Below are 26,881 nucleotides of genomic sequence, written 5' to 3'. Positions count from 1 at the left end.
GTATTTTTGTTTTAATCTAACAATGCGTTGATGGCGAAGAAGAAAACCAAAACTAAAAGCAGTAAAACTTCTAAATTTAAAAAGCCGAATTTAACATTAACAAGCCAACAAAAATTAATTTTTGGTAGTTTGTTGATGATATTTGGTATCATACTCTTTATAGCTTTCTTGTCGTTTTTATTTAGTGGAAAAGCAGACCAAAGCATCGTTAGTCAATTTCCTTCTCGCGAGCAAGAAGCCGAAAACTGGATGAATGTTATTGGTGCTTGGTTAAGCGAATTGTTTATCACTAAAGGATTTGGTATTGCATCGTTCATCTTTTCAGGTTTACTATTCCTTTCAGGTGTTTACGTTACACTAGATATCAATAAAGCTAAACTAAGAAAACACTGGATATGGGGAACACTCATTGTTATTTGGTTATCCATATTTTTTGGTTTTTTTACACATAAATTCAACATACTTGGAGGAACCATAGGCTTTGAAATGAACTCTTATTTTCAAGATTATATTGGTAAAATTGGTACAGCTCTACTCCTACTTTTTGGGTTGATTTCTTATTTAGCTATCCGATTTAAATTTACAGGTCAAACCTTTGTAAACCTTTTTAAACGTGCCAAAAAAGACCTTAAAAATGAGTTCAACACTACTACTGATGATGATACTTCAATTGCTGTAGATAATGACCTAACTGCCGAAGCTGAAGATATCAAATCTGCTTTTGAGCTTAATGTTCAAGACACAGTAGAGCCAACTATTGAAAACCATTCAAAACCAGAACCTAAAAAAGAGCCTATAAAAGTTGAAGTTACTGAAGAGGTTAAAGAAGACGTAGAAATAGAAATTGAACAATTTGAAGAAGAAATTTCTGAAGCTGATAACTTATCAAATAAGCTCGTTGAAGATTTCGGACAGTTTGACCCAACACTAGAACTTAGTAAGTTTGAATTTCCGCCTTTAGATTTGTTAAAAAAATACGATTCTGAAGGTATCACAATAAACCAAGAAGAGCTAGAAGAAAACAAAAACCGAATTGTAGAAACCCTGAATAACTACAAAATTGGAATTTCTAACATTAAAGCTACTATTGGACCAACAGTAACACTTTATGAAATTGTCCCTGAAGCTGGAGTAAGAATTTCAAGAATTAAAAACCTTGAAGACGATATTGCATTATCGCTTTCAGCATTAGGAATTCGTATTATTGCTCCTATTCCAGGAAAAGGAACCATAGGTATTGAGGTGCCAAACAAAAACTCAACTATTGTTTCTATGCGTTCGGTAATTGCTTCGCAAAAATTTCAAAAATCTGACATGCAATTACCTATTGCTTTTGGTAAAACCATTAGCAATGAAACCATGGTTGTAGACTTAGCAAAAATGCCTCATTTACTTATGGCAGGTGCTACAGGACAAGGAAAATCGGTAGGTTTAAATGCAGTTTTAACTTCGCTATTGTATAAAAAACATCCTGCAGAAGTTAAGTTTGTGTTGGTTGACCCTAAAAAAGTAGAACTTACTTTATTCAATAAAATTGAGCGTCATTATTTGGCAAAACTACCTGATAGTGAGGAAGCCATAATTACCGATAACACTAAAGTGATTAACACGTTAAACTCTTTGTGTATTGAAATGGATAATCGTTACGAAATGCTTAAAAACGCAATGTGTCGTAACATTAAAGAATACAACGAAAAGTTTAAAGCTAGAAAATTAAATCCAAACGAAGGTCATCAATACTTACCATATATTGTCTTGGTTGTTGATGAGTTTGCCGATTTAATTATGACAGCAGGAAAAGAAGTTGAAACTCCAATTGCGCGTTTAGCACAATTAGCTCGTGCCATTGGTATTCACCTAATTATTGCTACACAACGCCCATCGGTTAACGTTATTACAGGTATTATTAAAGCAAACTTCCCTGCTCGTATCGCTTTTAGAGTAACTTCAAAAATAGACTCACGTACTATTTTAGATGGAGCTGGAGCAGACCAACTTATTGGTCGTGGAGATATGCTTTACACTCAAGGAAACGACATTATAAGAATACAATGTGCTTTTGTTGACACACCAGAAGTAGAAAAAATCACTGAATTTATTGGTGCACAAAAAGCATATCCAGATGCTTACCTTTTACCAGAGTATGTTGGTGAAGAAAGTGGCACAAGTATTGATATAGATATAGAAGACAGAGATAAGCTGTTTAGAGAAGCTGCCGAAATAATTGTAACTGCACAACAAGGTTCAGCATCATTGTTGCAACGTAAATTAAAATTAGGTTACAACAGAGCTGGAAGGTTAATTGACCAACTTGAAGCTGCTGGTATTGTTGGTGGTTTTGAAGGCAGTAAAGCACGTCAAGTTTTAGTACCAGATTTAGCAGCATTAGACCAACTATTAGAAAACGAAAGCCTTTAGGCACAAAAAACATAATGATGAAAAAAATTATAATAGCATTAGTCCTTTTAATCAGTTTTAGCACAGTAGCACAAAATTCAGCTAAAAACTTACTTAATGAAGTTAGCGCAAAGATTAAAAGCTATGAAAACATTAGTATTGACTTTAAATATGCATTAAAAAACACAAGTGAAAACATTGACCAAGAAACTCGTGGTGATGTTGTAATGCAAGGTGAAAAATACAGACTTAACATTTTAGGAGCTACTAGAATTTTTGATGGTAAAACCCTTTACACGATAAGTCCTGATGATGAAGAAGTAACTATTTCTTCAGATAATTCTGAAGATGAAAGCACAATCACACCTAGTAAAATGTTATCTTTTTACGAAGATGGTTACACTTACACAATGGATATTGTTCAAAATGTAAATGGTAGAAAAATTCAATATGTAAAACTAAGTCCCATTGATACTAATTCTGAAATTAAGCAAGTTTTATTAGGTATTGATGCACAAACCAAGCATATTTACAACCTTATTGAAGTTGGTAAAAATGGAACAAAAACAACTTTAACTGTTAATTCTTTTAAAACTAATGAGCCGATTTCAAAATCCTTATTTACTTTTGATGAGAATAAGTATAAAGATTACTACATCAATAAATTGGATTAGGCTTTAATTAATGAAAATACTTGATAGGTACATACTTAAAACGTACTTAAAAACATTTATGAGCGTGTTTGTGATACTCATGCTCATTTTTGTTTTACAATCTATTTGGTTGTATATAAGTGAACTTGCAGGAAAAGATTTAGCGGTTTCTGTAATACTTAAGTTTCTTGTATATGTAACTCCTACCCTTATTCCTCTAATTTTACCGCTTACTATTCTTTTAGCCTCAATAATGGTGTTTGGTAGCTTTGCCGAAAACTATGAATTTGCCGCGATGAAATCTACAGGTATTTCATTGCAAAGAGCAATGAGAGGTTTAAGTGTTTTTATACTCATACTTGCTGTAGTTACATTTTTCTTTGCTAACAACGTTATCCCTTGGGCTAACTATAACTTTTATAACTTAAGAAAAAACATTGCCAAAACACTACCTGCTATGGCAATTGCCGAAGGGCAGTTTAACGAAGTTGGTAACTACAATATTAAAGTAGAAGAAAAAAGTGGTGAAAAAGGCCAGTACTTAAAAAATGTTTACATACATAAAAAAAACACGAAAAGAGTTGGGAACTATACTGTAATTTCTTCTGAAACTGGAGAACTGATAAGTAGTGAAAACTCTAATATTTTACAATTAGTGCTCTATAATGGTAATTATTACGACGAAGTTATTAGTAACGACCCAAAACAAAATGTAAAAAAACCACATGTAAAAAGTTACTTTGAAAAGTACGTTATAAATGTTGATTTAGAAGGACTAAACGATGTTGACTACGAAGAAAAGAGTTACGAGAGTAGGTTTAACATGCTTGATGTTAGCGACCTAAACTACACTATAGATAGTCTTTACAATGAAAAATCAAATGACTTTAAAGATTTTTCTAAAACGCTTTATGAAAGAACATCTATTGCCAATTTAAAAGACGACATTGAAACCAAAAAAGATTCTAATTACACAGGTGAAGTCCTAGAGTTATTTGATACAAAAACCAAAGTTCAACTTCTTAATTTGGCGACAAATACAGTTAATAGTACTAATCAAATTATAGAATCTAAATCATTTGCAGCTACCAGTAAAACCAAGTGGCTAAACAAGCACATCATTTCATTACACGAAAAATACGCACTAGGATTTGCTTGTATAATTCTATTCTTTGTTGGCGCTCCTCTTGGTGCACTAATAAGAAAAGGAGGTATTGGTTTACCTTTGGTTATTGCAATATTATTGTTTTTGACTTACCATTTTATAGGAATTTTTTCTAAAAACAGTTCTCAGGATGGATCTTTCAATCCTGTTTTTGCAACATGGCTTTCAACATTAATCATGTTACCTTTAAGTATTTATTTAACACGTCGTGCCACAAAAGATAGAGGTTTATTTGAGTTTGATTCCATATTAGATCCGCTTAAAAAACTGTTCAGAATAAAGCCCAAAGATGAAAATGATCCACTTCTACTAAGTTATAAGAAGCTTGAAACTTATAATGAAGATAAGCTAGTAGATGTTATTAAAAACTTTGAATCGTACGATTACGACGAAACCGTAAAACCTAGAGCCTATGCGCAGCTTAAAAAACTAGGTTTAAACACAAGCGAAATAGTTGAAAAAGGCATTAACATTGATAAGAATTTTATAGCCTCTGAAAAAGTTGCAAAAGACTTTAACGACTACTCGTTAACTACATTTGTGTCTTATGCTATTGCTGCTGTTTTTATAGTACTTCATTTTGTATTTAAAAACAATAAGCTTCCTGAATTAGCAGTTACTATACTTAACTTAGGTTTAATTGCACTATTATTCTTTGCGATTTACTTTGTAGTATCTTCAATCAAGATTTCTAAGTTTTTCAGCACACTCAAAGAGAGTGATAAAAAAATCAATTACTTTTTGCTGCTTATTGGTCTGCCTTTTTATGCTTTAACCTATTTCTTGTTAAAAAACAGAGTAAAAGAAGAGTTATCAAAAAGTAGCATAAAAAATATAAAATAAGCCATATCTTTGCAGCATAAATATATGCTCGTTATGCTTAAAACCGCAAAACAATCCGTGAAAATTGAATTGAATACTATAGAAGAAGCCATTAATGATATTCGTGATGGTAAAGTAGTAATTGTTGTTGATGATGAAAACAGAGAAAACGAAGGCGACTTTATAGCTGCTGCTGAAACGGTTACTCCAGAGATGATTAACTTTATGGCAACTAATGGTAGAGGCTTAATTTGTGCGCCTTTAACTGAAGATAGGTGTCAAGATTTAGACCTTAACATGATGGTACAAAACAACACTGTTTTGCACCACACTCAATTTACGGTTTCTGTAGATTTAATTGGTCATGGATGTACCACTGGAATTTCGGTACACGACAGAGCAAAAACCATTAAAGCATTGGTGGATGATGACACTAAACCTCATGACCTTGGAAGACCTGGTCATATTTTTCCTTTAAGAGCAAAAAATGGAGGTGTACTTCGTAGAACAGGTCATACTGAAGCTGCTGTAGATTTAGCACGTTTAGCAGGATTTAAACCTGCAGGAATTCTTGTTGAAATCTTAAATGAAGATGGTACAATGGCACGCTTACCTCAACTGGTTAAAGTGGCTGAAAAGTTTGACTTGAAAGTAATTTCTATTGAAGATTTAGTGGCTTACAGAATGGAGCACGATTCTTTAATTGATAAAAAAGAAGACTTTAACATTGAAACTCGTTTTGGAAGTTTCCGATTAAGAGCTTACCAACAAACAACCAATAATCAAATCCATATTGCGCTTACCAAAGGGACTTGGACTAATGATGAAAGCATATTAACACGTGTTAATGCTACTTTAGTAAATAATGACATTTTAGGAACTTTAACCAACAATGCCGATGAGAAGTTGGATGATATGTTTAAAGTTATAAACGAAGAAGGCAAAGGTGCTATTATCTTTATCAACCAGCAATCACAATCTATGAATCTTTTAAAACGTCTTAGCGCTTTAAGAGATAGTCAGGTTAAAGGTGAAGTTGTAAAAGCTCCAAGAATTGAAATGGACAGTAAAGACTTTGGTATTGGTGCTCAAATACTTCATGACTTAAACATTCATAAACTACGCTTAATCTCTAATAGCCAACAAACCAAACGTGTTGGTATGATTGGTTATGGTTTAGAAATTGTTGAGTACGTTAAGTATTAATCTAACACTTCAAATTCTTTAAATAATCCTTTTGCTTTTGCATTTGGTACTTCAGCGATGAAAGCGTATTTACCTGGTTTTAAATTGGCGTAAAAATAGCCTGTGCTGCCTTGTACTGCATCATTAAAACCACCTAAAAACTCAACACCATTAGGAACAGGTGTAATAAACCCTTTTGGGTCATACCATACCATCCAAGACTCTAAAGTGTCTCTATTTGCATGAGGTTCTAGTTTTACAAGATGCACATCAGTAGAGGCAAAGTTTTCATGTAGTTTTTGACTAAGAACATTCACCTGAAAAATATGTTTTCCTTTTGGAATATGTCTATTAAAATGAAATCCATCTTCTCTTATATCAATTGTGTCTGTTGCTTTAGGAGCCACATTTCCACTATCTGTTTCGCTTACGTATACTTGCTTTACCATTCCCATTGTTGAGTGAAATTTGCCATTAGGCATCTTTACGTAACATTCCATACTATAAAGACCAGGTTCCAAGTAAAGTGTAGTATAGGTTTTACTTTTTGGTGCAATCAATCCTGAACCACCTGTAGAAATACATTTGCTAAACCACTCTGGTAATTTGCTAAATGCAGCAAAGCCTTCTTCGGTTTTACCCTCGTTTATTAAATCCATACCTTCTTCAAAAACTGGATCGGATTCAGTTTTAAAATTTTCAGAAGTTATACCTTCTGGCATTTTAACGAATCTAAAAAAGTGTGTTTCATTTGCTCTATTGTCATACTTAAAAGTATTCCAACCAGAAGTAATAGTATCTGCCATAACAAACTCCATACTTCTTGTTAAAATATCTATTGTTTTGGTTGGTAGTTTTACAGTCTCCTCAGGTCCTTCAACTTCAATAACAGATTCTGTTTTTTTGTCATTCTTACAATTAAAGACTGTAAAAACTAAAACAAATAAGATTAGTTGGTTTAATTTTTTCATAATTAAAATTATTAAATTATTGATATAAAGCTAGTTAATTATTATTTTTTTAGAGTTTGAACCTTTATCTGTTTCTACTTTTAATATGTAAATACCGCTTTTTAATGGTTCTACATTAACTGTATTTCCAGTCATCTCTAAATAAACTTCTTTACCTAAAGCATCAAATAAAGATACTTTGGTAATATGTGCATCTGTCGTTATATGTATGTCTTGTTGAGCTGGGTTTGGGTAAACAATTATCTTATTTTCATCTACAATATTTGTAGCAAGTGTATTTCGGTCTAAAACCACTAATGTAGTAGTAACAGGTAATCTTCCGTTCTGGGAATCAAAGTCAAACGTTTTTGTGAATGTTAAAGTTTGAGGATTAAACTCAAATACAGTTCCATAATTGTGCGTTCCGCCTTCTGAGGTAACTCCGTAAAGCTTGTTATTTAATTTTGTTAAGCTACCAAGAGGTTTAGCTCCTGTTAACACATCATTAAAATCAAAAACCTTAGAAAAGGTATTGGTTTGTATATCATATTTAAAGATAATTCCGTTACCATTTACACCTCCTTCTGAAGTCAATCCATAAAGTGTATTAGCATCAAATTGAAGTAAATTTCCATAAGGATAATAACCATTTAAGTCTTCAAAATCGAAATCATATAGTTTGTTGAAGCCTGTAACAAAATCCCATTCAAAAATAACTCCAACACCCTTTAATCCTCCTTGAGTAGCCATTCCATAAAGTTTTCCATTTGTTGCCTCAATTAAACCACCATTTGGTAATGCTCCATTTTCTACATTAAAATCGTGAATTTTAGTATAACTTTCTGTATTAATATCATATTCAAAAATAGTTCCAACAGAAACTTCACTTCCCATGTAATTACCTTGTCCTCCTACTGATGCCATTCCATAAATTTTATTGTTAGAAGCCTGAACCAAATCACCTAATGGTGTTCCTCCTAGCAACTGACCAAAATCATGTTTCTTAGCAAAAGTGTTTGTTGATAAATCAAACTCAAACAACATACCTAGTTCGTTACTTCCCCCTCTAAATGCTGTTCCATACAACTTGTCATTGGACGCTTCTAGTAAACTTGCTCTTGGAAAAATTCCCATTTCAAAGCTACTATCTGGCTCATCAAAACTATGTAGTCTTGTATAAATATTACTTATTGGGTTATATTCGAAAATTGCGCCTGAGTCATTTATTCCTCCTCTTAATGTTAAACCATAGAATTTTTGTCTGTTTTCAGAATATATTAAACTTCCATCAGGTCCTGCGCCATCAGTTGAGCTATTAAATTTAAAAATTGGGCTATAACTATTTGTAGATAAATCAAAACTATAAAACATACTATTGAAAGAGTCTACTAATCCATAACGCGTCTTGTTAGCTATACTATATAATTTACCGTCTGAAGCTTCAAAAAGACCTGCATATGGATAATACCCAGAATTTATATTAAAACCATATAGCAAACTAGATAGACCTGTTGAAGGATTATACTCAAACAACGATCCAATTCCACTAGCTCCACCATACTCTGTAACGCCATATAGCTTGTCATTAGATGCTAGTGTAAGCTTAGGTCCTGGTGAATAACCTAAATTGTTTGAAGATGCAAAACTTAACAGTGTAGTATAGGTACTTGTAGATATATTATATTTGAAAAGAATACCGTAATCTTCTGTCCCTCCTTCTGAAGTTGTACCAAATAGTTCTAAAGAATTATTTGGACCTTCCACTAATGTTCCTAGCGGATAAGCTCCAGAAGTTCCAGCTAATCCAAAATTAAATAAGTGAGTCAATGTATTGGTAAGAAAATTATATTCAAATAATACACCTGAATCATTTGTACCTCCTTCACTGGTTAAGCCATACAGCTTTCCATTACTAGCTTCGAACAATGAACCATAAGGTCTTCTTCCTGGGTTTAGTGCATTATCATCAAAATCGATTTTTTTTGTGTAAGTATTAGTGTTGAGATCAAATTCGAAAATAACGCCATCATCATAATCGCCTCCAACAGTAGTCATTCCATATAGTTTTCCATTAGAAGCATATGTAAGTTCTCCTTCTGGTGCTCTACCATTTAAATCATTAAAATCATGAAGTTTTGTAAAGGTATCTTGTAAGTAATCATATTCAAAAATGACTCCATCACCATGGTCTCCTCCTTCTCTAGTCATTCCATAAAGTTTATTATTAACTTCAATAAGTGCTCCTTCAGGACGCTTTCCGTTTGTTGAATTGATCACCTCAAACTCATCAACACCAAACCTAAATTTAGTTTCAAACACTCCAGTTACAGGATCATATTCATACAAAACTCCACCAATATTATCGCTATCATAGTAAACACCATATAAATAAAGTCCCGAATAAGGTGACAGTCCATAAAATTTTCCGTTAGAGGCTTCTATTACTCCACTATCTATATCATAGCCATCAGTTTTAAAAAAGTTGTATTGAACTTCTAAGTTTTCGGCATTTTCATCAGTTTTGAAGATGGTTCCCATATCAGATTTTCCTCCTCGAAAAGTCATTCCCCATAATTCGTAATCTTCTTGAGAAAAAATTATACTTGGTAGCAGCATTATAATTGCTATCAATGTTTTTATATGTGTTTTTGCTTTCATGATTTTATATTGTATTAAATATTTAGCATTTAAAGAATGAGAAATCTTCTCCGTCAATTCCTCCCATAGCTCCAATTAGGTTTTCTATGGTGCTGGCAGCTGTACCTACTCCATAAAAAGAATCATATAGTATTTCCTTATATAAATCGCAGGCTAAAGCTTGGAGTGCAATAGTTAAATCTTCATCCATTCCTGTTGTGTTCATCAATATTAAAGCTTGAGATGCTAGCGCATATAATTTCACTAGAGTTAAGCTATAAGCTGCTACAAGACCCAATGGTAAATTTCCAAGCCCAGTAACAGTAAGACCAAAATTCATGGCAGATAAGACTTCTTTATAACCTTCTATAACCTTATCTAGCTCCATCAATTGTTGATAAGTGGTTCTTGAGCCTCCACCTGTTTGGTTTGGTAAAATGCCATAGAGTTCACCTTTAATTGGATCTATTTTCCAAAATGATTTTACTTGTAAGGATGTATCAAAAAGTTTTAAAATACCTCCTCCAAATATTTGTTTTCCATAATAATGATAATCGCTTCCAAGAGTTTGCGAACTGAAACGTTCATCTCGTCCCATTGCTTTATTTAGTAGTAAGGGTTTTTCTTTGAGTTGAGAATAGGCACTATCTTCAAACACGTAACCTTCTAAAATTGCTAATTGAGCTGTTTTCTTTAGGGTTTCCTCAAAATTTCCAGTTCCACTTCTACTTACAGTTTGATATTCTGAAGTTGGTAAAAAATCGAAAGAAGTCTTAGTTTCGTTATTATAAAATCCTGGAGAAAATTTAACAATACAAGATCTAAATCCGTTTGGATAGGTTATGGCTTGCTCTGTTACATTATTTTGAATAGGCTGCAACATACTTAATAATAGAGAAGGATAACTAAAACCACCTTTAGCTATTTCTTCAACCGCTGTTTTAATATTGCCTTCTTGATAGGCTTCAAACCAGTTTTGATTACTCATTAATGCTTGTAAATACTCCGTTAGCTGAATAGAAAGTGTTGGTGCTTCTCGTTCAAAAGCCATAACTGCTCCTCCAAGAAGCATTTCGTGCACTTCATCTATCATTTTTCGGGTGAGTTGGGTTGGATTAGCATAAAAATCGTTATGAGGCTCATAACCTGCTAACACACGTTTAATAGGATTTTTTCCTAATCGTTTTATGGTGAGATAAAGTCCAACCATACGATTACCTAAAAGATGGTCACTAGGTTCTGGAAACTTATAGTTTAAATTGACTTTATGTGTTGTATCTTTTAGCTTAACCTCTACATTATGTGCGTCTTTTTCAGCAAAAGCAGAATATGTTACTACATAAGTAGGAAACTTTAAACCATCAATAATTTTAGTAATCTCAGTAATGGTAAGCTCTTGATCATCTGCAGCAATCTCAATAAAGTCCATATTTTCTCTCAAATGTTTATATACTGTACCTTGAGGTTTTACATTAAGAAAAATAGCAGGTGGACCAGCCTCATAAATTGGTGTATATGAAGCATCAAATGCATCATTATTATCGCCATCAGTTGCATAAAGAATTACATCTACATCCAACTGTTTTGATTTGAGTAATGCTGTATAAATGTTTGAACCCGTTTGCTGAAGTATTACTCTAGCTTTTGGATAGGTTTTTTTGATTGCTGCTTCGGTATTCTGTAAAAACAGTTTTATATTTTCACCTGCATATTCACCAGGCATACTTGCAGACGTATCATATAACAATAAAATTTTGGGTGAAAGCACATTTTGATTCATCCAACCTGATACGGTTTGTCCATTATCAGTAATTTCAAAATTGCCTATTGATATACCTTCAATAATATTTCCTTGAGCATCTTTAGGGCTTAGCTCCAATCGTACTTTTGGAAATGCCTGTGGAAAAACTGTTCCTTCAAAAGAGTGTACTTTTTTTATAGCTGCTGGCTCTTCATTATTTGGCAAACTATCAGGATTATAATTTTCAAATATTTTTACAGCTTCTAAGGTTATTGGTTCTCCTAAAACTGTACGCTCCTCTAGATAAGTAGCATCCTTATTAATATCTTGAAGTGCAAAACAAGGAGTGAAAGAAGTAATTTCAGAAATAGATTTTACTGACTGTTCTTCAAAACTCATATTATTGAGAAACTGAACCTGCAACTGATTCCCTAATAATTCAGAAAGCTTCCAGGTTCCTGTCAACAGCTCTGTTTCACTCCAATGGTCTAAGGCGTTTCTACAAGACAATGTAATAGTAACATCTTCATCTTTTGGGTCTTTATATTCGCCTGCTTTATTAAAGGTCTTTTTTTTGTTAGTTGGATGCAAGTTCCCAAAAGACACTTTTGGGTCAAACACATGCGCATACTTTTCAGCTCCTTCTTCATAAAACACAACCGAAGGCACATAGGCTTTATGAAACCTGAAATTAACCGTTCTATCTCTAATATATTTTTTATCAATATTGTTTAAAAGATTATTGGCTAGTGTTTCGGAGCTTTCTACAATATTTGGTATTTGTTTGTAAGTTTCCCCTTTATTGGTTACTCCCATCATTTTTTGCCACTTGCGCATTTTTTTATTGGTAATTGGTGGCGCAAATTCTGGAGTTAATTTTTGATAAACTATTGCCTTTGCTTCATCTAAGGTTATTTCGGTTTCTTCCAAAACTACTTTAGCCTCATAACCAGCATCTACTAGCATGTCTTTTAAAATTTCAGCTTTTTCGCGAGGTGTTGCAAGTCCGCAGCGTAAAGCCATCTCTTTACCATAAATAGTACCATTAGCAGAATGGTGAAGAAAATCGCTTTGCCAAGGAATAATTTGAAAACTATCTCTAACAAAGTTGGTCATTGCTTCTGGGTTTTTAGAAGCAACTAAAGCGTTTCGTCTTCCAATAAAATGATCTGGACTTTGCTCTAAAATTTTAATCATGTCTTTCCACACGCCAAAAGGAGGTTTACCTAAATCATCTTTACCACAACTTTGCAAGAGCATTGGTGAAAGATAAAATCCCATACTCCCAAGTACCAATTGTTTAAAAAACGTTCGCCTTGACGAATCGTCAATTTGAGTTTGGTTACTATAAAATTGTTTTGATATTTGGTCCTTTTCCATGATTAGTCTAACTGATCAAAATTGAGTGTTTTTAAAATGCTCAAAAAACATCTTTATACTAAAATCTCCTATTACCTTAAAACTGACTGTAAAACGATTATTTAAAAAAGCTGAAAACAGCATTTATTTTACTCTATAACTAAATGTTACTTTACATCTGTCTTATTTTCTTGTTTAATGTCTTGTCCATATATTATAGAAACCGCATATGTATTAACAACAAATAAAGTTTTGATAGTTAAGGTTATACATTTCATAATGATATAGAAGATTAACCTTGAAGTATTTAAAAATAAAAGGGAAACAACAGTGTTGTGTATTGTCATCTCCCTTCTCCTTCAATTAATAGCATTGTAAAACTATAATCAAAGTAAAAAAGGGAGTATCACTATTGTAACAAAGTATACAATAAATGTAACATTGAAGAAATTGCCTAACAAAACAGGGATTTAAAGAGCTGACTGAATGGCTTTTACCATTTTAGAAGCACGCTCTTTAACTTCTAGTTCTGTCCAAGATAATTTTATTAAGCAAGAAATATTTCTACCGATAAAGTGATTAGATTTAGAAAAATTTTTAGTTTGAAGATACTTTAACCCATCCTTTACTTCTTTAGAAAGCGGATAAAGTGTTTTTAAATCTTTTAAATGTTCCCACTTTCTAATAAAATGCCAATTATTATCATAGTAATGAAAGCAGCCATCAATTCCTGTGTCTTTTAGAGCTTTTACTGCTTTTCTTGAGGTTTCTAAATCAGGTAAGAAAAAACTAAGAAACGAATAACTTTCTTCTCCACCTTCTGGCACTGTTCTAAATGTAAGTTCAGGAATTACAGAAAGTGCTTCTCTAATAATACTATAATTTTTCTTTTGGATAGCTACAAATTCATCTAACCTACGCAGTTGTGCTAAACCAACAGCTGCATTGAGTTCAGATATTCTAAAATTATAGCCTAAAAACGGGTGAGTTTCTGCTCCTCTATCATTTCCTTTATGGTCATGACCATGGTCTGAAAAGTGATCAGAATTTGTATAATACTTTTCGTTGTTGGTTAATACAGCACCTCCTTCACCACAAGTAATAATTTTCACATAATCTAAAGATAAGCAACCTAAATCACCAATACTTCCTAAAGGTTTTTCTTTATAAGTGGCACCAGTAGCTTGCGAAGAGTCTTCAATTAATATTAGATTATGTGTTTTACAAATGGATTGGAGCTCATCTAAATTTGCCATACTACCACACATATGCACAGGCATTATGGCTTTAGTTTTTGGAGTAATTGCTGCTTTCACAGCTTCAGGATCTAAAGTTAGAGTATCATCAATATCTACTAGAATAGGAATTGCTCCCAACATCATAATAGCCTCAAAACTAGCTACAAAAGTAAATGTTGGCATGATAACTTCATCTCCCGAACCTATTCCTGCTGAAGCTAATGCTATAGATACAGCAGCTGTTCCGCTAGACACTAATTGAGCGTGTTTAACTTGTAATGTACTTTGAAGTTCTTGTTCTAACGCTTTTGCTTTCCAGTGACCATTACGCATAGCATCAAAGCCATAGCGCATTAAAACACCACTCTCTAAAACGTCATTTACTTCTTTTCGTTCTGCATCTCCGAAAAGCTCAAATCCTGGCATGTATTAATTTTAAAGCGAATTTAAAAATGAAATATAACTGTTTAATGATTCTGTACTGAAATCAGTCGTTGGAGTACCAATTGCTTTTCCAGTAGAATCTAAAGTTACAAATGATGAAAATTGATTGATTTTATTATAATGAATAATTAATCGCTTAGGTATATTGTTTTCAGAAGAGTTATCAGCAATTAAAAGTATTGCTTTATCAGCGATAGCTTTAAACTCCTGAGATTTGAATAATTCAATATTCATTTTCTGACTTTCAGTTGAATTAGTATCAGTAAAGAATAACAAAATTGGTTTGTTTTGGTCTTTTGAAGCTTTAACAGCTGTGTTTAAATCTGTTAACCAATTAAACTGACTTTCTTGTGCATAAAAGTTTAAACTAATTAGGCAAACGAATAATACGATAAGCTTTTTCATAAGTGAAGTATTAATTAATAAGATTAACAAATATAAATTATTCAGCGATTAAGGCAAAGCCTTTTTTAACGAATATTATTAATATTCAATAACAGCATTATTAACATTCTTTCTAACTTTCTTAAACGAAGCAAACATATCGTCTTCTGCTCTATAACCAACAGGTAGTAACAATACAGATTTTAAATTTTTATCTTTTAAGTTTAAAATTTCATCATAGCTATCAGCTTTAAAACCTTCCATAGGGCAAGCGTCTATCTTTTCAACAACACAAACAGTCATTAAATTACCTAAAGCAATATAAGCTTGTTTAACTGACCATTGTTGTCTTTCATGTTCAGTCATTCGCTGCATCATGGTTTTTAAATCTAACCTAAAAGGTGCTAAAATGTGCTCTGGTGTGTTTCTTATATTACTAACATTATCAAAATGTTTATCAACATCTTCATCAGTAATATTATCTTGTATGCATATAACCAACAAATGTGAAGCTTCTTTTACTTGTAATTGATTGTATGAATGTTCTACTAAAGAATTTCTAACTTCTTTATCAGAAACAATAACCATACTTATAGTTTGTAAACCAAAAGATGTTGCTGTTAAATTAAATGCTTCTTTAATTATATTTAGCTTTTCGTTAGAAATAATTTTAGTTGCATCAAATTTTTTTGTTGCATATCGCCATTTAAGGCTATTTATTATATCCATTATTTATTTTTAAATTTTTGTGCAAAGTTAACACTTGCATAGGTTTAGAGGATATACATTCCATAAATTAATTCTATAGTATTATATTTAGTATAAAAAATTGTCGTTTTTATTTGAAAGAATTAAAAAAGGGTTCTATATTTGCATCCGCAATCGGAGAAATGGCAGAGTGGTCGAATGCGGCAGTCTTGAAAACTGTTGAGGGTCACACCTCCGGGGGTTCGAATCCCTCTTTCTCCGCTTAAAACGCTTCATAATTTTATGGAGCGTTTTTTTTATTGTTATAAATTAAAAATACATTTGGCACAATAAATGTTATTATCTTCGTTATAGAAATCAAACTAAAACCTATGCAAAGAATTATTTTAGTACTCGCTATTTTAATCTCATCACTCACCTATTCTCAAAACAATGCTGTTGGCGCTGGAGAAAAATTAACATTTACTGCTTCTTATAATATGTCAGGTTTAATGACTGACTTAGCCCAAGTAACAATGGAAACTAGTGAAGTAAAAACCTCTAAAGCTACATTGCTAAGGCTAAAATGTACTGCTGCTACATATAGCAAATGGGATAATTTTTTTAAAATTAGAGACTTATACGAAAGCTACGTAAGCCCTAAAACGCTTACGCCTTATCTTTACAAAAGAGATATAAACGAAGGTGGTTATTACAAGTTTATGCAGTACAAATACAGTCATAAAACTGGTACTGTTAAAAGTTTAAAAAGAAAAAAGAGAAAAGATGGAACTTTTTGGGATGAAAACAAAAATGTATCCATAGGAAGTGCCACGCGCGATTTAGTATCTACTCTATACAAATTGAGAACTTTAGATTTTTCTAGCTACTCAACAGGAACCTCTAAATCATTTACTGTTTTGTTTGACAACAAAGAAAACGTTGTTAATTTTAAATATTTAGGAACTGAAACTATTTCAACCAACATTGGTAAAAAAACATGCTATAAACTAGCTATTTCTATAAATAACAGTAATGTACTTAAAGGTTCTAATGACAACTTATTATGGTTAACTGCCGATGAAAATAAAATTCCTGTTTACGCTAAATTTAAAATTGCAGTAGGAAGTGGTGAGTTAAAAATAAAATCGGCTTCTGGCTTAAAAAATTAAACATCAATGAGAAAATTTTTAGTAATACTAGGATTTATTGCAGCTATTCTTGCTGTAGTTTTAGCTGTAACTCCATTATCAAACATTGCATTAATCCCTGCTATTGTAGCATTTATTTTAGGGCTTGCAATTTTTTACCTATCAAAAAAACAAAACCAATCTAAAAAAGTTGTTCAGTATATTTTTATACTTACAATTGTATCTATAGGAATTACCACTTACAAATCGGTATTTAACGAAGTTGAAGTTGGTGATACCGAAGAACTCCAAGAACGTGCAGATGAATCTGTTGAAGATTCTAAAGAAATCCTTGAAGACCTTGACATTGAAGAGATTGATGATATTGATATGGAAGAACTCGATGGTCTTGAAATAGATTAAAAATCCATCTCTTAAAAATCATTGGGAATACTTCGGTATTCCCTTTTTTTTTAGTTTATTTGACTGAAAATAAGAGGTTAATAGATGAAGGTATTTATTTTTGCTTCAGCACTATCTTTAGTAGGTTCTTGTGCAACAAAAAGATATAGCGAAAAAATTCAAGATATTAAAGACAATATTGTTTTTGAGAACTCACAACAAATCAAAGAAATTTCTAAAACCATTGACTCTAGCGAGTTAAAAAAACTGGTTTACGATTTGTCTTCTAGTGTATTTCAAGGAAGAAAAACAGGAGAGTTAGGTTACCACAAAGCTTCAAACTACATTAAAGATTATTATATCAATGAAGCTATAAGTTCCCCTTTAGGAGAAAACAACTATTACCAACAAATTCCAGAATCATTCTTTTCTGATGACATAAAAAGTTCTCAAAATGTAATTTCTTATATAAAAGGTACAGAATACCCTGACGAAGTTATCATTATCTCTGCGCATCTAGATCATGAAGGTGTAAAAGAAGATCAAGTTTATTATGGTGCTGACGATAACGCTTCTGGTACAGCAGCATTAATGGAAATTGCCCAAGCTTTTAAAATAGCACAAAAAAAAGGATTTGGTCCAAAACGAAGTATTGCATTTTTACACCTTACTGGTGAGGAGATTGGGTTAAAAGGTTCAACTTATTATACTGATCATCCTGTTTTTTCATTAAAAAATACAGTTGCCAATCTTAATATGGATATGATTGGTCGAGTAGATGAAAAACATATTGAAAACCCTGAGTATATATATGTAATTGGCGATGATAGATTAAGTACTGAGCTACATTACATCTCTGAAATTGCAAATGATACTTTCACAAATCTTGAACTCGATTATGAGTTAAACAAAGAAAGCGATATCAACCGTTATTACTATAGGTCTGACCACTATAACTTTGCTTTAAAAGGTATTCCTGTAATTTTTTATTTCAATGGAGAGCATGAAGATTATCATAAACCAACTGACACTCCAGACAAAATTAACTATCCGTTACTTCAAAAACGCACACAACTTATTTTTACTACAGCTTGGTATTTAGCCAATTCCAAAAACCGTATAGTTGCCGACAAAAAATAATATTAAAAATTGTTGTTAAAATCTGTTAAAGATTTAAGCTTTAATCAAGGTTACAAATAACTTTTTGTATTATCGCTAAATTTTTAATTACATACATTCTCTCCAAACTAATTAATAGCTAATGAAAAAATTAATTTTAGGAGTTACTCTAAGCGCTTTAGTATTTAGTTGTAACTCAACAAAAAACTCAGTTGATTCCAAACCTAAAGCTCCAGCTGACCCAACCAAGTATGGTAACACGATTACCTCTGCAGAACTTAAAGAAATGCTCTACATTTATGCTTCTGATGAATTTGAAGGTAGAAATACAGGAGAACCAGGACAGAAAAAAGCAGTAGAATACTTAAAACAACAATACAAAAACTTAGAAATACCATCTCCTTTAAGTGATGATGATTACTTTCAAGAAGTGGCTCTTGAAGCCAGAAAAACTCCTGAAGTAAGTATTCAACTTAACAATAAGAACTTACTTAATCTTGAAGACTTTATTTCTATAGGGAGTCCAACAACGCAATCATTTTCGGTAAATGACATTGTTTATGCAGGCTATGGTATTGAAGCCGAAAATTATTCAGACTATAAAAATATTGATGTTAAAAATAAGGTAGTATTAATTAAAGCTGGTGAACCTAAAAACGAAGATGGAACTTATGTTACCACAGGTAAAACTGAAAACACTACTTGGTCTGAAGGTCGAAGAGCTAGAAGTGCAAAAAAGAATGTTGCATCAGAAAAAGGTGCGAAAGCTATTATTATTTTAGACGATGTTACTTTTCCTAGATATGCAGCTTATTACAAACGAGTTTCTAATTCGCAAAGTAAAGGTAGAATCTCATTAATAAACAATGATTCTGATTTACCACAATTTATGGTTAACAGCACAACAGCTAAAGCCATTTATGAAAATATCCTTGAAGACGACCAAGCTAAGACTATTAATACTAGTTTGTCTATTGATATTAAAAGTGAAGTAACTCCAGTACATTCAGAAAACGTGGTTGCCTTTATTAAAGGAACTGAAAAACCTGATGAAATTGTTGTTATATCTGCTCACTTAGACCACGAGGGTGTAAAGGATGGAAAAGTATACAATGGTGCTGACGATGATGGCTCTGGCACAGTTGCTATTTTAGAAATTGCTGAGGCATTTAAAACCGCTGTAAATGATGGCTATGGACCAAAACGTTCTATATTGTTTTTACACGTTACAGGTGAAGAAAAGGGACTTTTAGGTTCAAAATATTATACTGACAGTGATCCTATTTTTCCTTTAGAAAATACGGTTGCCAACTTAAATATTGACATGATTGGTCGAGTTGATGATGCTCACAAAGACGACAGAAATTATGTTTATGTAATTGGATCTGATATGTTAAGTTCTGAGCTAGATAGTGCTTTACAAAAGGCAAACAACAACTATACTAAAATAAACTTAGACTACAGATACAATAATGAAACTGATCCAAATCGTTACTACTATAGATCTGACCATTATAACTTTGCTAAAAACAATATTCCTGTTATTTTTTATTATAATGGAACTCATGAAGATTATCACAGACCAACAGACACACCAGATAAAATTGAATACGATTTATTAGAAAACAGAACTCGCCTAGTGTTTTATACTGCTTGGGAAGTTGCTAATAGAGAGCAAAGACTTATTGTTGATAAAGCCAAAAAAGATTAAAGCCTAAATGCATTATACAAAAGAAGCCTTTCAGAATACTGAAAGGCTTTTATTTTTGGGTGGAAGATCGGTCTCGAACCGACGACCTCCTGAACCACAATCAGGCGCTCTAACCAACTGAGCTACAACCACCATTTTAAATTGGATTGCAAATGTAATTCATTTACTATTTTCTACAAAGTGTTTTTTTAAATTATTTTAAATCAAATATGCTATTTACTGCTACATAGCGTTCTACAGTAAAGCCTTCAGCAAACTCTACTCCTATTAACCGTCCTAAATCCCTAGCTCTATATTTAACACTATCAGTAAAGTTTTTACTTGAAATTGGTGTGTTTGGTGCTGTATTACTAGGGTCATAAAACTGTGTTTTATAAGCTAATACAGATTTCATTTTAATATCAATTACATCAGAAACATCAACCACAAAATCAGGCTCTATTGTTTTCCATTGTATGTAATGGTATACATGTTTAGGTCTCCATTGCTCCTGTGGTTTCCCTTCTATTTCTGTTTCAATTTTTGTAAGTCCGCTTAAAAAACAGGCATCACTAACCAATTTACTACCCTTACCATGGTCTATATGTCTGTCATCAATAGCATTACACAGTACGACTTCTGGCTGATATTTACGAATCATTTTTATGACTTCCAATTGATGCTTTTTATCATTTATAAAAAACCCATCTGCAAATCCTAAGTTTTCTCTTACCGAAACTCCTAATATTTTAGCTGAGTTTTCAGCCTCTTCTTTTCGAGTTTCAACAGTACCTCGTGTTCCTAATTCACCTCTAGTTAAATCAATAATTCCTACTGTTTTACCATTGGCAATTTCTTTGGCTATTGTTGCGCCACAACCCAACTCTACATCATCAGGATGCGCTCCTATAGCAAGTATATCTAATTTCATTTCTTTTTTAACTTATTAGTTGGCTCTTTTTCACTGAATGAATAGCCTGTTCAATATCATTCATTAAATCTTTTCGAGATTCAATTCCTACAGAAAAACGTATCAAATTATCACTTATCCCTAAGCTATCTCGTTGTTCTTGTGTTAATAATGCATGTGAGGTTTTATGTGGTGATAGCATTGTGCTTTCTACACCTGCTAAACTCATTGAAGGTTTAATCAATTTTAATGCTTTTTGAAATTGGCTAGCGTCTAATCCGTCAGCTAATTCAAAAGACAACATACCTCCAAAACCTTTCATTTGTGATTTAGCTAGTTCATATTGCGGATGGCTTTTTAAACCAGGGTAATACACTTTTTTAATGTCAATATGCGCATCTAAAAACTTAGCCATTTTTTTAGCATTTCGGTTTTGGGCTTTTACTCTAAGACCAAGCGTTTTGATACTACGCTCTAGCATCCAAACCGTAAAATCGCTTAAACTTCCTCCTAGATTTTTACCAACATTCCAAATGGTATCAATGTGCTCATTAGAACTTGCAATAGCTCCAGCTAAAATATCACTATGACCTCCTAAATATTTAGTAGCTGAATGCATTACAATATCAATTCCTAAATCAATAGGATTTTGATTTACAGGACTCGCAAAAGTATTGTCAATACAGGTTACAATACCTTTTGATTTTGCTAAATCTGCAACAGCTTTTATATCAGTAATTGTTAATAGAGGGTTTGAAGGGGTTTCTATAAGAATAAGTTTTGTGTTTGGTTTTATCGCATTTTCAAAGTCAGACACATTAAATCCATTTGTAAATGTGTACTCTATATTATGCTTTGGAAACTCCTCCCTAATAAAATTTGTTGTACCTCCATACAATGTGTTTTGAACTACCAAATGGTCTCCAACTTTTAGAAAAGCAAAAAGTGTAGTACTGATAGCTGCCATACCAGAACCAAAAATCATAGCTGCTTCAGCATGTTCTAAAGCTGCTATTTTTTTGGATAAAAATTCTTGATTAGGCGTATTAAAATAGCGAGGATAACGTTTTACATCCACATCTTCAAACTGATAAGATGTTGACATATAGATTGGAGATACAGCTCCTTTAAACTGTTCGTCTTTAATTTCACCTACATGTGTACAAATGGTATTTAATCCTAGCTTTTCTTCAGACATAATATAGCATTTAACAATGCTTAAAATTACAAAAAAAAGCTATCAATTTACTTTATACAAGATAATTCAAATCATAGAAAATGATCAGTTGTTTTTCACAATTGCTTTTACACTATTTGTGGTTTTATCTGAACTAACTTTTATAATATAACTTCCATCTGGAATGTTTGTCACAGGAATTCTTACTGCTCCATTTAACTCAAACGCTTGTATATTATCCCAATTCTGAATTTCTTGACCTATCATATTTATTAACTGGACATTTTTAATAGCAGACACATTAGGTGTTTTAATGTAAATTTCTTGAGTATTGTTTAAGTAATTAATGATTGTTTTAGCAAAAACTTCATCATCAATTGATAGGCTACTTTCTGTTGTAAATGTGATATAAAAACGACCTAAGTAATCATTCGGATCTAGTAATATTTGGAAAGCTTCATCATTTATTTCAAAATAAGTACCCATTAAGGCATCATACACATATACGTCAATATCTGTTTCAAAGTTTTCTAAAGCCTTTAACGATATTTCATAAGTACCAAAGGTATTTATAAACATTGCCAAAGGATATTGACTATTAACATCAAAATCTCCTACTCCTTGTGTTGTAAAATTCCTGTCTTCTATTCTCCAAAACAGGTCGTTTGAAAACTCCGCATCAGCATTTTCAGCATCATATGCAACATCGATACCATCTGTAGCCATATTATTTGGTACAAATCCTAATAATAAAGGGCGAATATTACCATCAGTAGTTTTAAATTCAATTCTAACACGTTTAATGTCTTGATTTGGATCACTATCAATCTGATATGATGTACCAGCATTTGAATTGCTAGATCTTATAAACTGAGAGTTTGCAGAAGTTTCTCTAACAAATACACGCTGGCTATTTTTAAATTGAATAGTTCCTCCTAAATGACTTGCTGTAACAAAAAACCCTTGAGAAACAGGTATATATTGTCCTGGTATCTTGGTTGGTGTTCCGCTACCACTCACTAAAGGAGGTGATACCGCAGGATTTCCTCCTGTAAGGTTATACGTTGCGTAACCACCTTCATAATCTTCTAAAATATGGGTGAAATTAGAAACATAATGTTCCCAGAAATACAATGTTCCATCTATACTTTGAGATGTTCCTGGATTTCCACCTGGAATATTATCAAAAATAAAGGCATTAGCATCAATTGCTGAAGGGTATGGATTTCCTATTAAGGCTTGGTTACCTATAGTAACTGGAGTAGTGATAGTACCATTATTAGGTTTTCCAACAAAAACATAATTTTGAACATCATTTACTGGGTCTCCTGCTCCACTTCCTTTCATTGTAAATGCTAAACCTGTTGCTAGGGCATCATTTTCAGACAAGTCTCTCCAAGCAGCATAAGTATCTTCAGGGTAATTTTCATAAGCATACAACCATCTACTACTTAAGGTAATAGGAGTTGTGCTTCCTATTGCGTCATTAGCTGTAGTCCATAACAAACTTAATGGTGTATTTGAATTAGTTCCATCTCTTAAAACACTATTAATTGCAAACGGATTATTATTAGATGTTGTACTTAATTCACTAACAGGAGAAGTCCAGTAGTTGTAATTATACAAATTAGTTGTTCCTTGTTGGTCACGTTCTAACTGACCAGAACTTGTAACATCCAATATACTACCTTCATCTTGAAGCAACTGAGACTCACCAAATAAATCTATATTTCCATCCAATTTAAGGTAGTGAGTTACTCTTAAAAACTGACCATCATTGTATTCATCTTGAGAGGTTCCTGGGTCAGTAATATTTAATGTTTTATTAGGTACTATAGACAATAAACCTAACACTGTTATATCCTTGTTACCTGAATCAATATTATGAGAAGTTTCAACTATATTCCAATCGATTGGAGTAACTCCGTCAACACCAATGCTATTAGGCGCATCCCAAACATCAAATTCTGTCCATGTATTATCAGTAGACCATAATTGACCATCAACTCTAGATGTATAAGGTAAAGGAGCTGTGTTAGGCTGAGCTGTATCCATATTGATAAGTTGGCCTCTAATACCTTTATAAGGAATTAAGAACCCACAATTAGAATCCATACGATAATACCCATCTAAATCAGTCCAATTTAAACCAGGAACATCTAGTGGTACTACAGCTCCAATAACAGCTGTATTATCTTCAATTTCCTGATTCATCATTTGACGAATTTGGTCAACGGTTAATGCAGAATTCCATATCCTTAACTCATCTATCCATCCATTAAAATAATTCACAGGTCTATTAGGAGCATTATTTGCTTGATCCATTGCTCCTACTAAACTTTTCATTGAATTACTTGAAGGAGAAGCACCAGAAACTCCTGTACTAACCTCAATTCCATCTATATACATTCTATATGTACCATTGTTGTTAGTTACTGCAATATGATACCACCTATCTGTTGATATTGGGTATGACGATTGAATAGTTCCTGAGGCGTTCCAGTTAAATTGAACAATAGAATTGTTAAGTCTTAAATCATAACCTGTAGATAAATCATTTGCATCACGCTTAGAAAAAATGGCTTGAGTACCCACTACAGATTCTGGCTTAACCCAAACCTCAAGACTAAATTGATTTGATAAATTATAATTATTGCTAAATGTTACATGGTCGTCAATTCCATCAAAATCCACAGTAGGACAACTTTCAATAGTGACTAACATAACATCCGAACACCCAACAGAAGGTATTGTCCAAGTCAATTCATAAGTTCCAGGTTCAGCGAAAAATTTTGACCTTGGACTAGAAATATCTGAAAAAGAATAACTACTACCACACCCAGAAATAGAAACTGCAGACCAAACACCAGCAACACCAGTTCCTGGATACGTACCTGAAGTAAATATTGCAGGATTATTAACTCCATTAACAATATTATCAGCAGCAGTTATAGTATTATCATAAGCGTTTAAACTCACTTCCTCTCCACATTCGGCAACAATTTGCGTTATATCTTCGCCTGCATAAGCTAAACTTGCGTTAACAGAAATAAACTCAGTTCCCTCGTCTCCATCAGAACGACAACCATTAATCAAAGAGGTAACACCATAGGTTTGTACTCCTGGAGTAACAGGAGTAATTGTTGTTGTTGATCCTGTGGTAACAACAACTCCGCTTTCATCTGTCCATTCTATAACTTCATCAATAGGAGCTTGTGGAATAGTAATATTTTCTAATGCCCAAGCACTATTAGCTGTCCCATGATAGGTAAATTTAATTCGTAAACCAACAAGACCAATATAATCCTGAAGATCAATAGAAACATGATTATCGACATAAGTCTGAGGTCTTCCATTGCATCCATTAGGTCCACCTCCACCAAATCCAACATTTCCAAAAGTAGTACTGCTAGGACCAGTATAATTATAAGAAGGTCCTGGATCTAAAGTAATTGGATAAGTTGCACCATCGTTTAATGAAAGTTCTATTTTCACCCATGCTCCAGCCTCTAAAAAATACGCTTGATCAAACTCTAAAGTAGCAGTTGTTAATCCTAATGTATTAAATATTGGTGTTTCAAGAGTTGTTAATGGTGTTATTGTATGATTTGGACTATCATATGGAGGAATACCACTAGCTATTCCAAATTTATTTCCTTCTGGCGAATCATAACATTTATTGTTAAAATTTTTCGGACCATTAGTTCCTTTCCAATACGTATCATTTCCTGTATTCCCACTCGCATCCCAAGTAGCCATACCATCAACTAACCACCCTAAATTATTAAGGTTAGATGTATTGAATAATCCTCCTTCAGTTAAATCAGGATTAATTCCAAACTCACTTTGAGCCACAACAGTTATATCACTTCCTAAACAAATTGTTAAATCACTATGGCTTACGATAGTTGGAGGAATATCTGGCGGAATGACTGCTAAGTAAACAATATTTGATCTCGCCTCACAACTACCAAAAGCAATTACAGCTCTCACTAAAGTAGTCTCGGTTATTGCTAGTGAAGTATATGTTGCATTAGTACTATCGTTTGAAGGAGAACTCCAGCTAAGTCCACCATCTGTTGAAACTTCATAACCAGAAATAGTCCCAGTGTAACCACTTAAATTCAACAAAGCATATTGAGGTTCATCAGGGCATGCCGTTACTTCTATGATATTAGAATCTGGATTCGTATTAATTGGATCACCACTACCATCAACCAAATGACCTATCAAAGTTCCACCTGTAATAGTTGGACTCGTAACTGTTACTGAAGCTGAACAAGTAGAACTGTTTCCATTACCATCGTCTACTGTTAATACTATTATGTTTGTTCCAATATCGGTACAATCAAAAGTACTTTGCGATAAAGATAAATTAACTACTCCGCAATTATCATTAGATCCATTATCAATTTGAGTACTAGTAATTGTAGCTAAACCTGTTGTATCATCTAATTGAACAGTAATATCTTGGCAGATAGCTGTTGGGTCTGTAACATCATCAACCACTACATTTTGTACAACATTAATAGAATTTCCATTTCCATCATCAAAATTCCATGTTATTGCAAATGATCCTTGAGTTGTATAGGTTAAAGGGTCAGATGTAGTTCCAGTAATTGTTCCCAAACAATTATCTGATACTGTAGGAACAGGGACTGTCACACTACACTCTGCAGAAATTACAGGTAGATTAGGAACTGTTGGTGCTGTGTTATCCTGAACAGTTACTGTTGCACTACAAGTCGATACGTTTCCGTTATTGTCTGTTACTGTTAACGTTACTGTGTT

At 32.9% G+C, this 26,881-nt stretch carries 17 protein-coding genes and 2 tRNA genes; 9 read left to right on the top strand and 10 right to left on the bottom strand.

The features are described from left to right. The first annotated feature begins 30 nt into the window (after nucleotides 1–30). The 4 genes from A8975_RS13740 to ribB are packed head-to-tail and all read left to right on the top strand — an operon-like array spanning nucleotide 31 to nucleotide 6,243. Nucleotides 31–2,418 carry a DNA translocase FtsK gene (locus tag A8975_RS13740; protein ID WP_134201233.1) on the top strand — a complete coding sequence of 796 codons (2,388 nt, stop codon included), beginning with the start codon at nucleotides 31–33 and terminating at the stop codon, nucleotides 2,416–2,418. A 17-nt stretch (nucleotides 2,419–2,435) separates the two neighbouring features. Continuing rightward, entirely contained in the window at nucleotides 2,436–3,071 is a 636-nt protein-coding gene (locus A8975_RS13735; RefSeq protein ID WP_129761752.1) for a LolA family protein, read from the top strand. Between the two features lie 10 nt (nucleotides 3,072–3,081). Next, a complete protein-coding gene (locus A8975_RS13730; protein WP_134201231.1) occupies nucleotides 3,082–5,058 on the top strand; it encodes an LptF/LptG family permease in 1,977 nt (658 codons plus the stop codon). Nucleotides 5,059–5,091: 33 nt separating this feature from the next. Beyond that, nucleotides 5,092–6,243 carry a 3,4-dihydroxy-2-butanone-4-phosphate synthase gene (gene ribB / locus A8975_RS13725; RefSeq protein WP_129761750.1) on the top strand — a complete coding sequence of 384 codons (1,152 nt, stop codon included), beginning with the start codon at nucleotides 5,092–5,094 and terminating at the stop codon, nucleotides 6,241–6,243. Here the strand turns inward: ribB and A8975_RS13720 are convergent. The 6 genes from A8975_RS13720 to A8975_RS13695 form a co-directional block, all read right to left on the bottom strand. Beyond that, nucleotides 6,240–7,193, bottom strand: a complete 954-nt coding sequence (locus tag A8975_RS13720) for a hypothetical protein (RefSeq protein ID WP_134201229.1) — start codon at nucleotides 7,191–7,193, stop codon at nucleotides 6,240–6,242. The two genes, ribB and A8975_RS13720, sit on opposite strands and share 4 nt — an antisense overlap. Before the next feature lie 30 nt (nucleotides 7,194–7,223). Beyond that, a complete protein-coding gene (locus A8975_RS13715; RefSeq protein ID WP_134201227.1) occupies nucleotides 7,224–9,830 on the bottom strand; it encodes a choice-of-anchor tandem repeat GloVer-containing protein in 2,607 nt (868 codons plus the stop codon). A 22-nt stretch (nucleotides 9,831–9,852) separates the two neighbouring features. Further along, nucleotides 9,853–12,930: a hypothetical protein gene (locus A8975_RS13710; RefSeq protein ID WP_134201225.1), complete on the bottom strand. Its 3,078-nt coding sequence runs from the start codon at nucleotides 12,928–12,930 to the stop codon at nucleotides 9,853–9,855. A gap of 449 nt (nucleotides 12,931–13,379) precedes the next feature. Next, entirely contained in the window at nucleotides 13,380–14,573 is a 1,194-nt protein-coding gene (locus A8975_RS13705) for a DegT/DnrJ/EryC1/StrS family aminotransferase (RefSeq protein WP_134201223.1), read from the bottom strand. 9 nt (nucleotides 14,574–14,582) lie between these two features. Continuing rightward, on the bottom strand, nucleotides 14,583–14,996 hold the full coding sequence (locus tag A8975_RS13700; RefSeq protein WP_131509012.1) for a thioredoxin family protein: 414 nt from the start codon (nucleotides 14,994–14,996) through the stop codon (nucleotides 14,583–14,585). Between the two features lie 78 nt (nucleotides 14,997–15,074). Continuing rightward, nucleotides 15,075–15,704, bottom strand: a complete 630-nt coding sequence (locus tag A8975_RS13695) for an NAD(P)H-dependent oxidoreductase (protein WP_134201221.1) — start codon at nucleotides 15,702–15,704, stop codon at nucleotides 15,075–15,077. A 155-nt stretch (nucleotides 15,705–15,859) separates the two neighbouring features. On the opposite strand from A8975_RS13695, the gene A8975_RS13690 reads away from it, so the two are divergent. From A8975_RS13690 to A8975_RS13670, 5 genes are all read left to right on the top strand, one after another. Then, nucleotides 15,860–15,944: transfer RNA gene (locus A8975_RS13690), tRNA-Ser, on the top strand. 110 nt (nucleotides 15,945–16,054) lie between these two features. Then, a complete protein-coding gene (locus A8975_RS13685) occupies nucleotides 16,055–16,834 on the top strand; it encodes a DUF3108 domain-containing protein (RefSeq protein WP_129761743.1) in 780 nt (259 codons plus the stop codon). 6 nt (nucleotides 16,835–16,840) lie between these two features. Then, entirely contained in the window at nucleotides 16,841–17,215 is a 375-nt protein-coding gene (locus tag A8975_RS13680) for an FUSC family protein (protein ID WP_129761742.1), read from the top strand. 84 nt (nucleotides 17,216–17,299) lie between these two features. Continuing rightward, nucleotides 17,300–18,334 (top strand): M28 family metallopeptidase, encoded by a 1,035-nt coding sequence (locus tag A8975_RS13675; protein WP_134201219.1) that lies wholly within the window; start codon nucleotides 17,300–17,302, stop codon nucleotides 18,332–18,334. A gap of 121 nt (nucleotides 18,335–18,455) precedes the next feature. Continuing rightward, a complete protein-coding gene (locus tag A8975_RS13670; RefSeq protein WP_134201217.1) occupies nucleotides 18,456–20,024 on the top strand; it encodes a M28 family peptidase in 1,569 nt (522 codons plus the stop codon). Nucleotides 20,025–20,081: 57 nt separating this feature from the next. Here the strand turns inward: A8975_RS13670 and A8975_RS13665 are convergent. The 4 genes from A8975_RS13665 to A8975_RS13650 all read right to left on the bottom strand — a co-directional run. Next, nucleotides 20,082–20,157 (bottom strand) — tRNA-His (locus tag A8975_RS13665). Nucleotides 20,158–20,217: 60 nt separating this feature from the next. Beyond that, complete coding sequence (gene bshB1, locus A8975_RS13660; RefSeq protein WP_129761739.1) at nucleotides 20,218–20,934, bottom strand: bacillithiol biosynthesis deacetylase BshB1; 717 nt, start codon at nucleotides 20,932–20,934, stop codon at nucleotides 20,218–20,220. Between the two features lie 7 nt (nucleotides 20,935–20,941). Then, nucleotides 20,942–22,111, bottom strand: coding sequence for a trans-sulfuration enzyme family protein (locus A8975_RS13655; protein ID WP_134201215.1), 1,170 nt, complete (start codon nucleotides 22,109–22,111; stop codon nucleotides 20,942–20,944). 84 nt (nucleotides 22,112–22,195) lie between these two features. Continuing rightward, nucleotides 22,196–26,881, bottom strand: a 4,686-nt coding sequence (locus A8975_RS13650) for a LamG-like jellyroll fold domain-containing protein (protein ID WP_317128050.1), incomplete at its 5' end; no start/stop codon positions are given.

Source organism: Meridianimaribacter flavus (assembly GCF_004366715.1).
Lineage (GTDB): Bacteria > Bacteroidota > Bacteroidia > Flavobacteriales > Flavobacteriaceae > Gaetbulibacter_B > Gaetbulibacter_B jejuensis.
Note: the sequence above shows the minus strand (reverse complement) of the source record. Positions and strands in the feature narration are given on the sequence as shown.

What these genes read in the sequence shown, in the direction of transcription:
- A8975_RS13740 (WP_134201233.1), top strand. Translation starts at nt 31, where the DNA reads ATGGCGAAGAAGAAAACCAAAACTAAAAGCAGTAAAACTTCTAAATTT.
- A8975_RS13735 (WP_129761752.1), top strand. Translation starts at nt 2,436, where the DNA reads ATGAAAAAAATTATAATAGCATTAGTCCTTTTAATCAGTTTTAGCACA.
- A8975_RS13730 (WP_134201231.1), top strand. Translation starts at nt 3,082, where the DNA reads ATGAAAATACTTGATAGGTACATACTTAAAACGTACTTAAAAACATTT.
- ribB (WP_129761750.1), top strand. Translation starts at nt 5,092, where the DNA reads ATGCTTAAAACCGCAAAACAATCCGTGAAAATTGAATTGAATACTATA.
- A8975_RS13720 (WP_134201229.1), bottom strand. Translation starts at nt 7,193, where the DNA reads ATGAAAAAATTAAACCAACTAATCTTATTTGTTTTAGTTTTTACAGTC.
- A8975_RS13715 (WP_134201227.1), bottom strand. Translation starts at nt 9,830, where the DNA reads ATGAAAGCAAAAACACATATAAAAACATTGATAGCAATTATAATGCTG.
- A8975_RS13710 (WP_134201225.1), bottom strand. Translation starts at nt 12,930, where the DNA reads ATGGAAAAGGACCAAATATCAAAACAATTTTATAGTAACCAAACTCAA.
- A8975_RS13705 (WP_134201223.1), bottom strand. Translation starts at nt 14,573, where the DNA reads ATGCCAGGATTTGAGCTTTTCGGAGATGCAGAACGAAAAGAAGTAAAT.
- A8975_RS13700 (WP_131509012.1), bottom strand. Translation starts at nt 14,996, where the DNA reads ATGAAAAAGCTTATCGTATTATTCGTTTGCCTAATTAGTTTAAACTTT.
- A8975_RS13695 (WP_134201221.1), bottom strand. Translation starts at nt 15,704, where the DNA reads ATGGATATAATAAATAGCCTTAAATGGCGATATGCAACAAAAAAATTT.
- A8975_RS13685 (WP_129761743.1), top strand. Translation starts at nt 16,055, where the DNA reads ATGCAAAGAATTATTTTAGTACTCGCTATTTTAATCTCATCACTCACC.
- A8975_RS13680 (WP_129761742.1), top strand. Translation starts at nt 16,841, where the DNA reads ATGAGAAAATTTTTAGTAATACTAGGATTTATTGCAGCTATTCTTGCT.
- A8975_RS13675 (WP_134201219.1), top strand. Translation starts at nt 17,300, where the DNA reads ATGAAGGTATTTATTTTTGCTTCAGCACTATCTTTAGTAGGTTCTTGT.
- A8975_RS13670 (WP_134201217.1), top strand. Translation starts at nt 18,456, where the DNA reads ATGAAAAAATTAATTTTAGGAGTTACTCTAAGCGCTTTAGTATTTAGT.
- bshB1 (WP_129761739.1), bottom strand. Translation starts at nt 20,934, where the DNA reads ATGAAATTAGATATACTTGCTATAGGAGCGCATCCTGATGATGTAGAG.
- A8975_RS13655 (WP_134201215.1), bottom strand. Translation starts at nt 22,111, where the DNA reads ATGTCTGAAGAAAAGCTAGGATTAAATACCATTTGTACACATGTAGGT.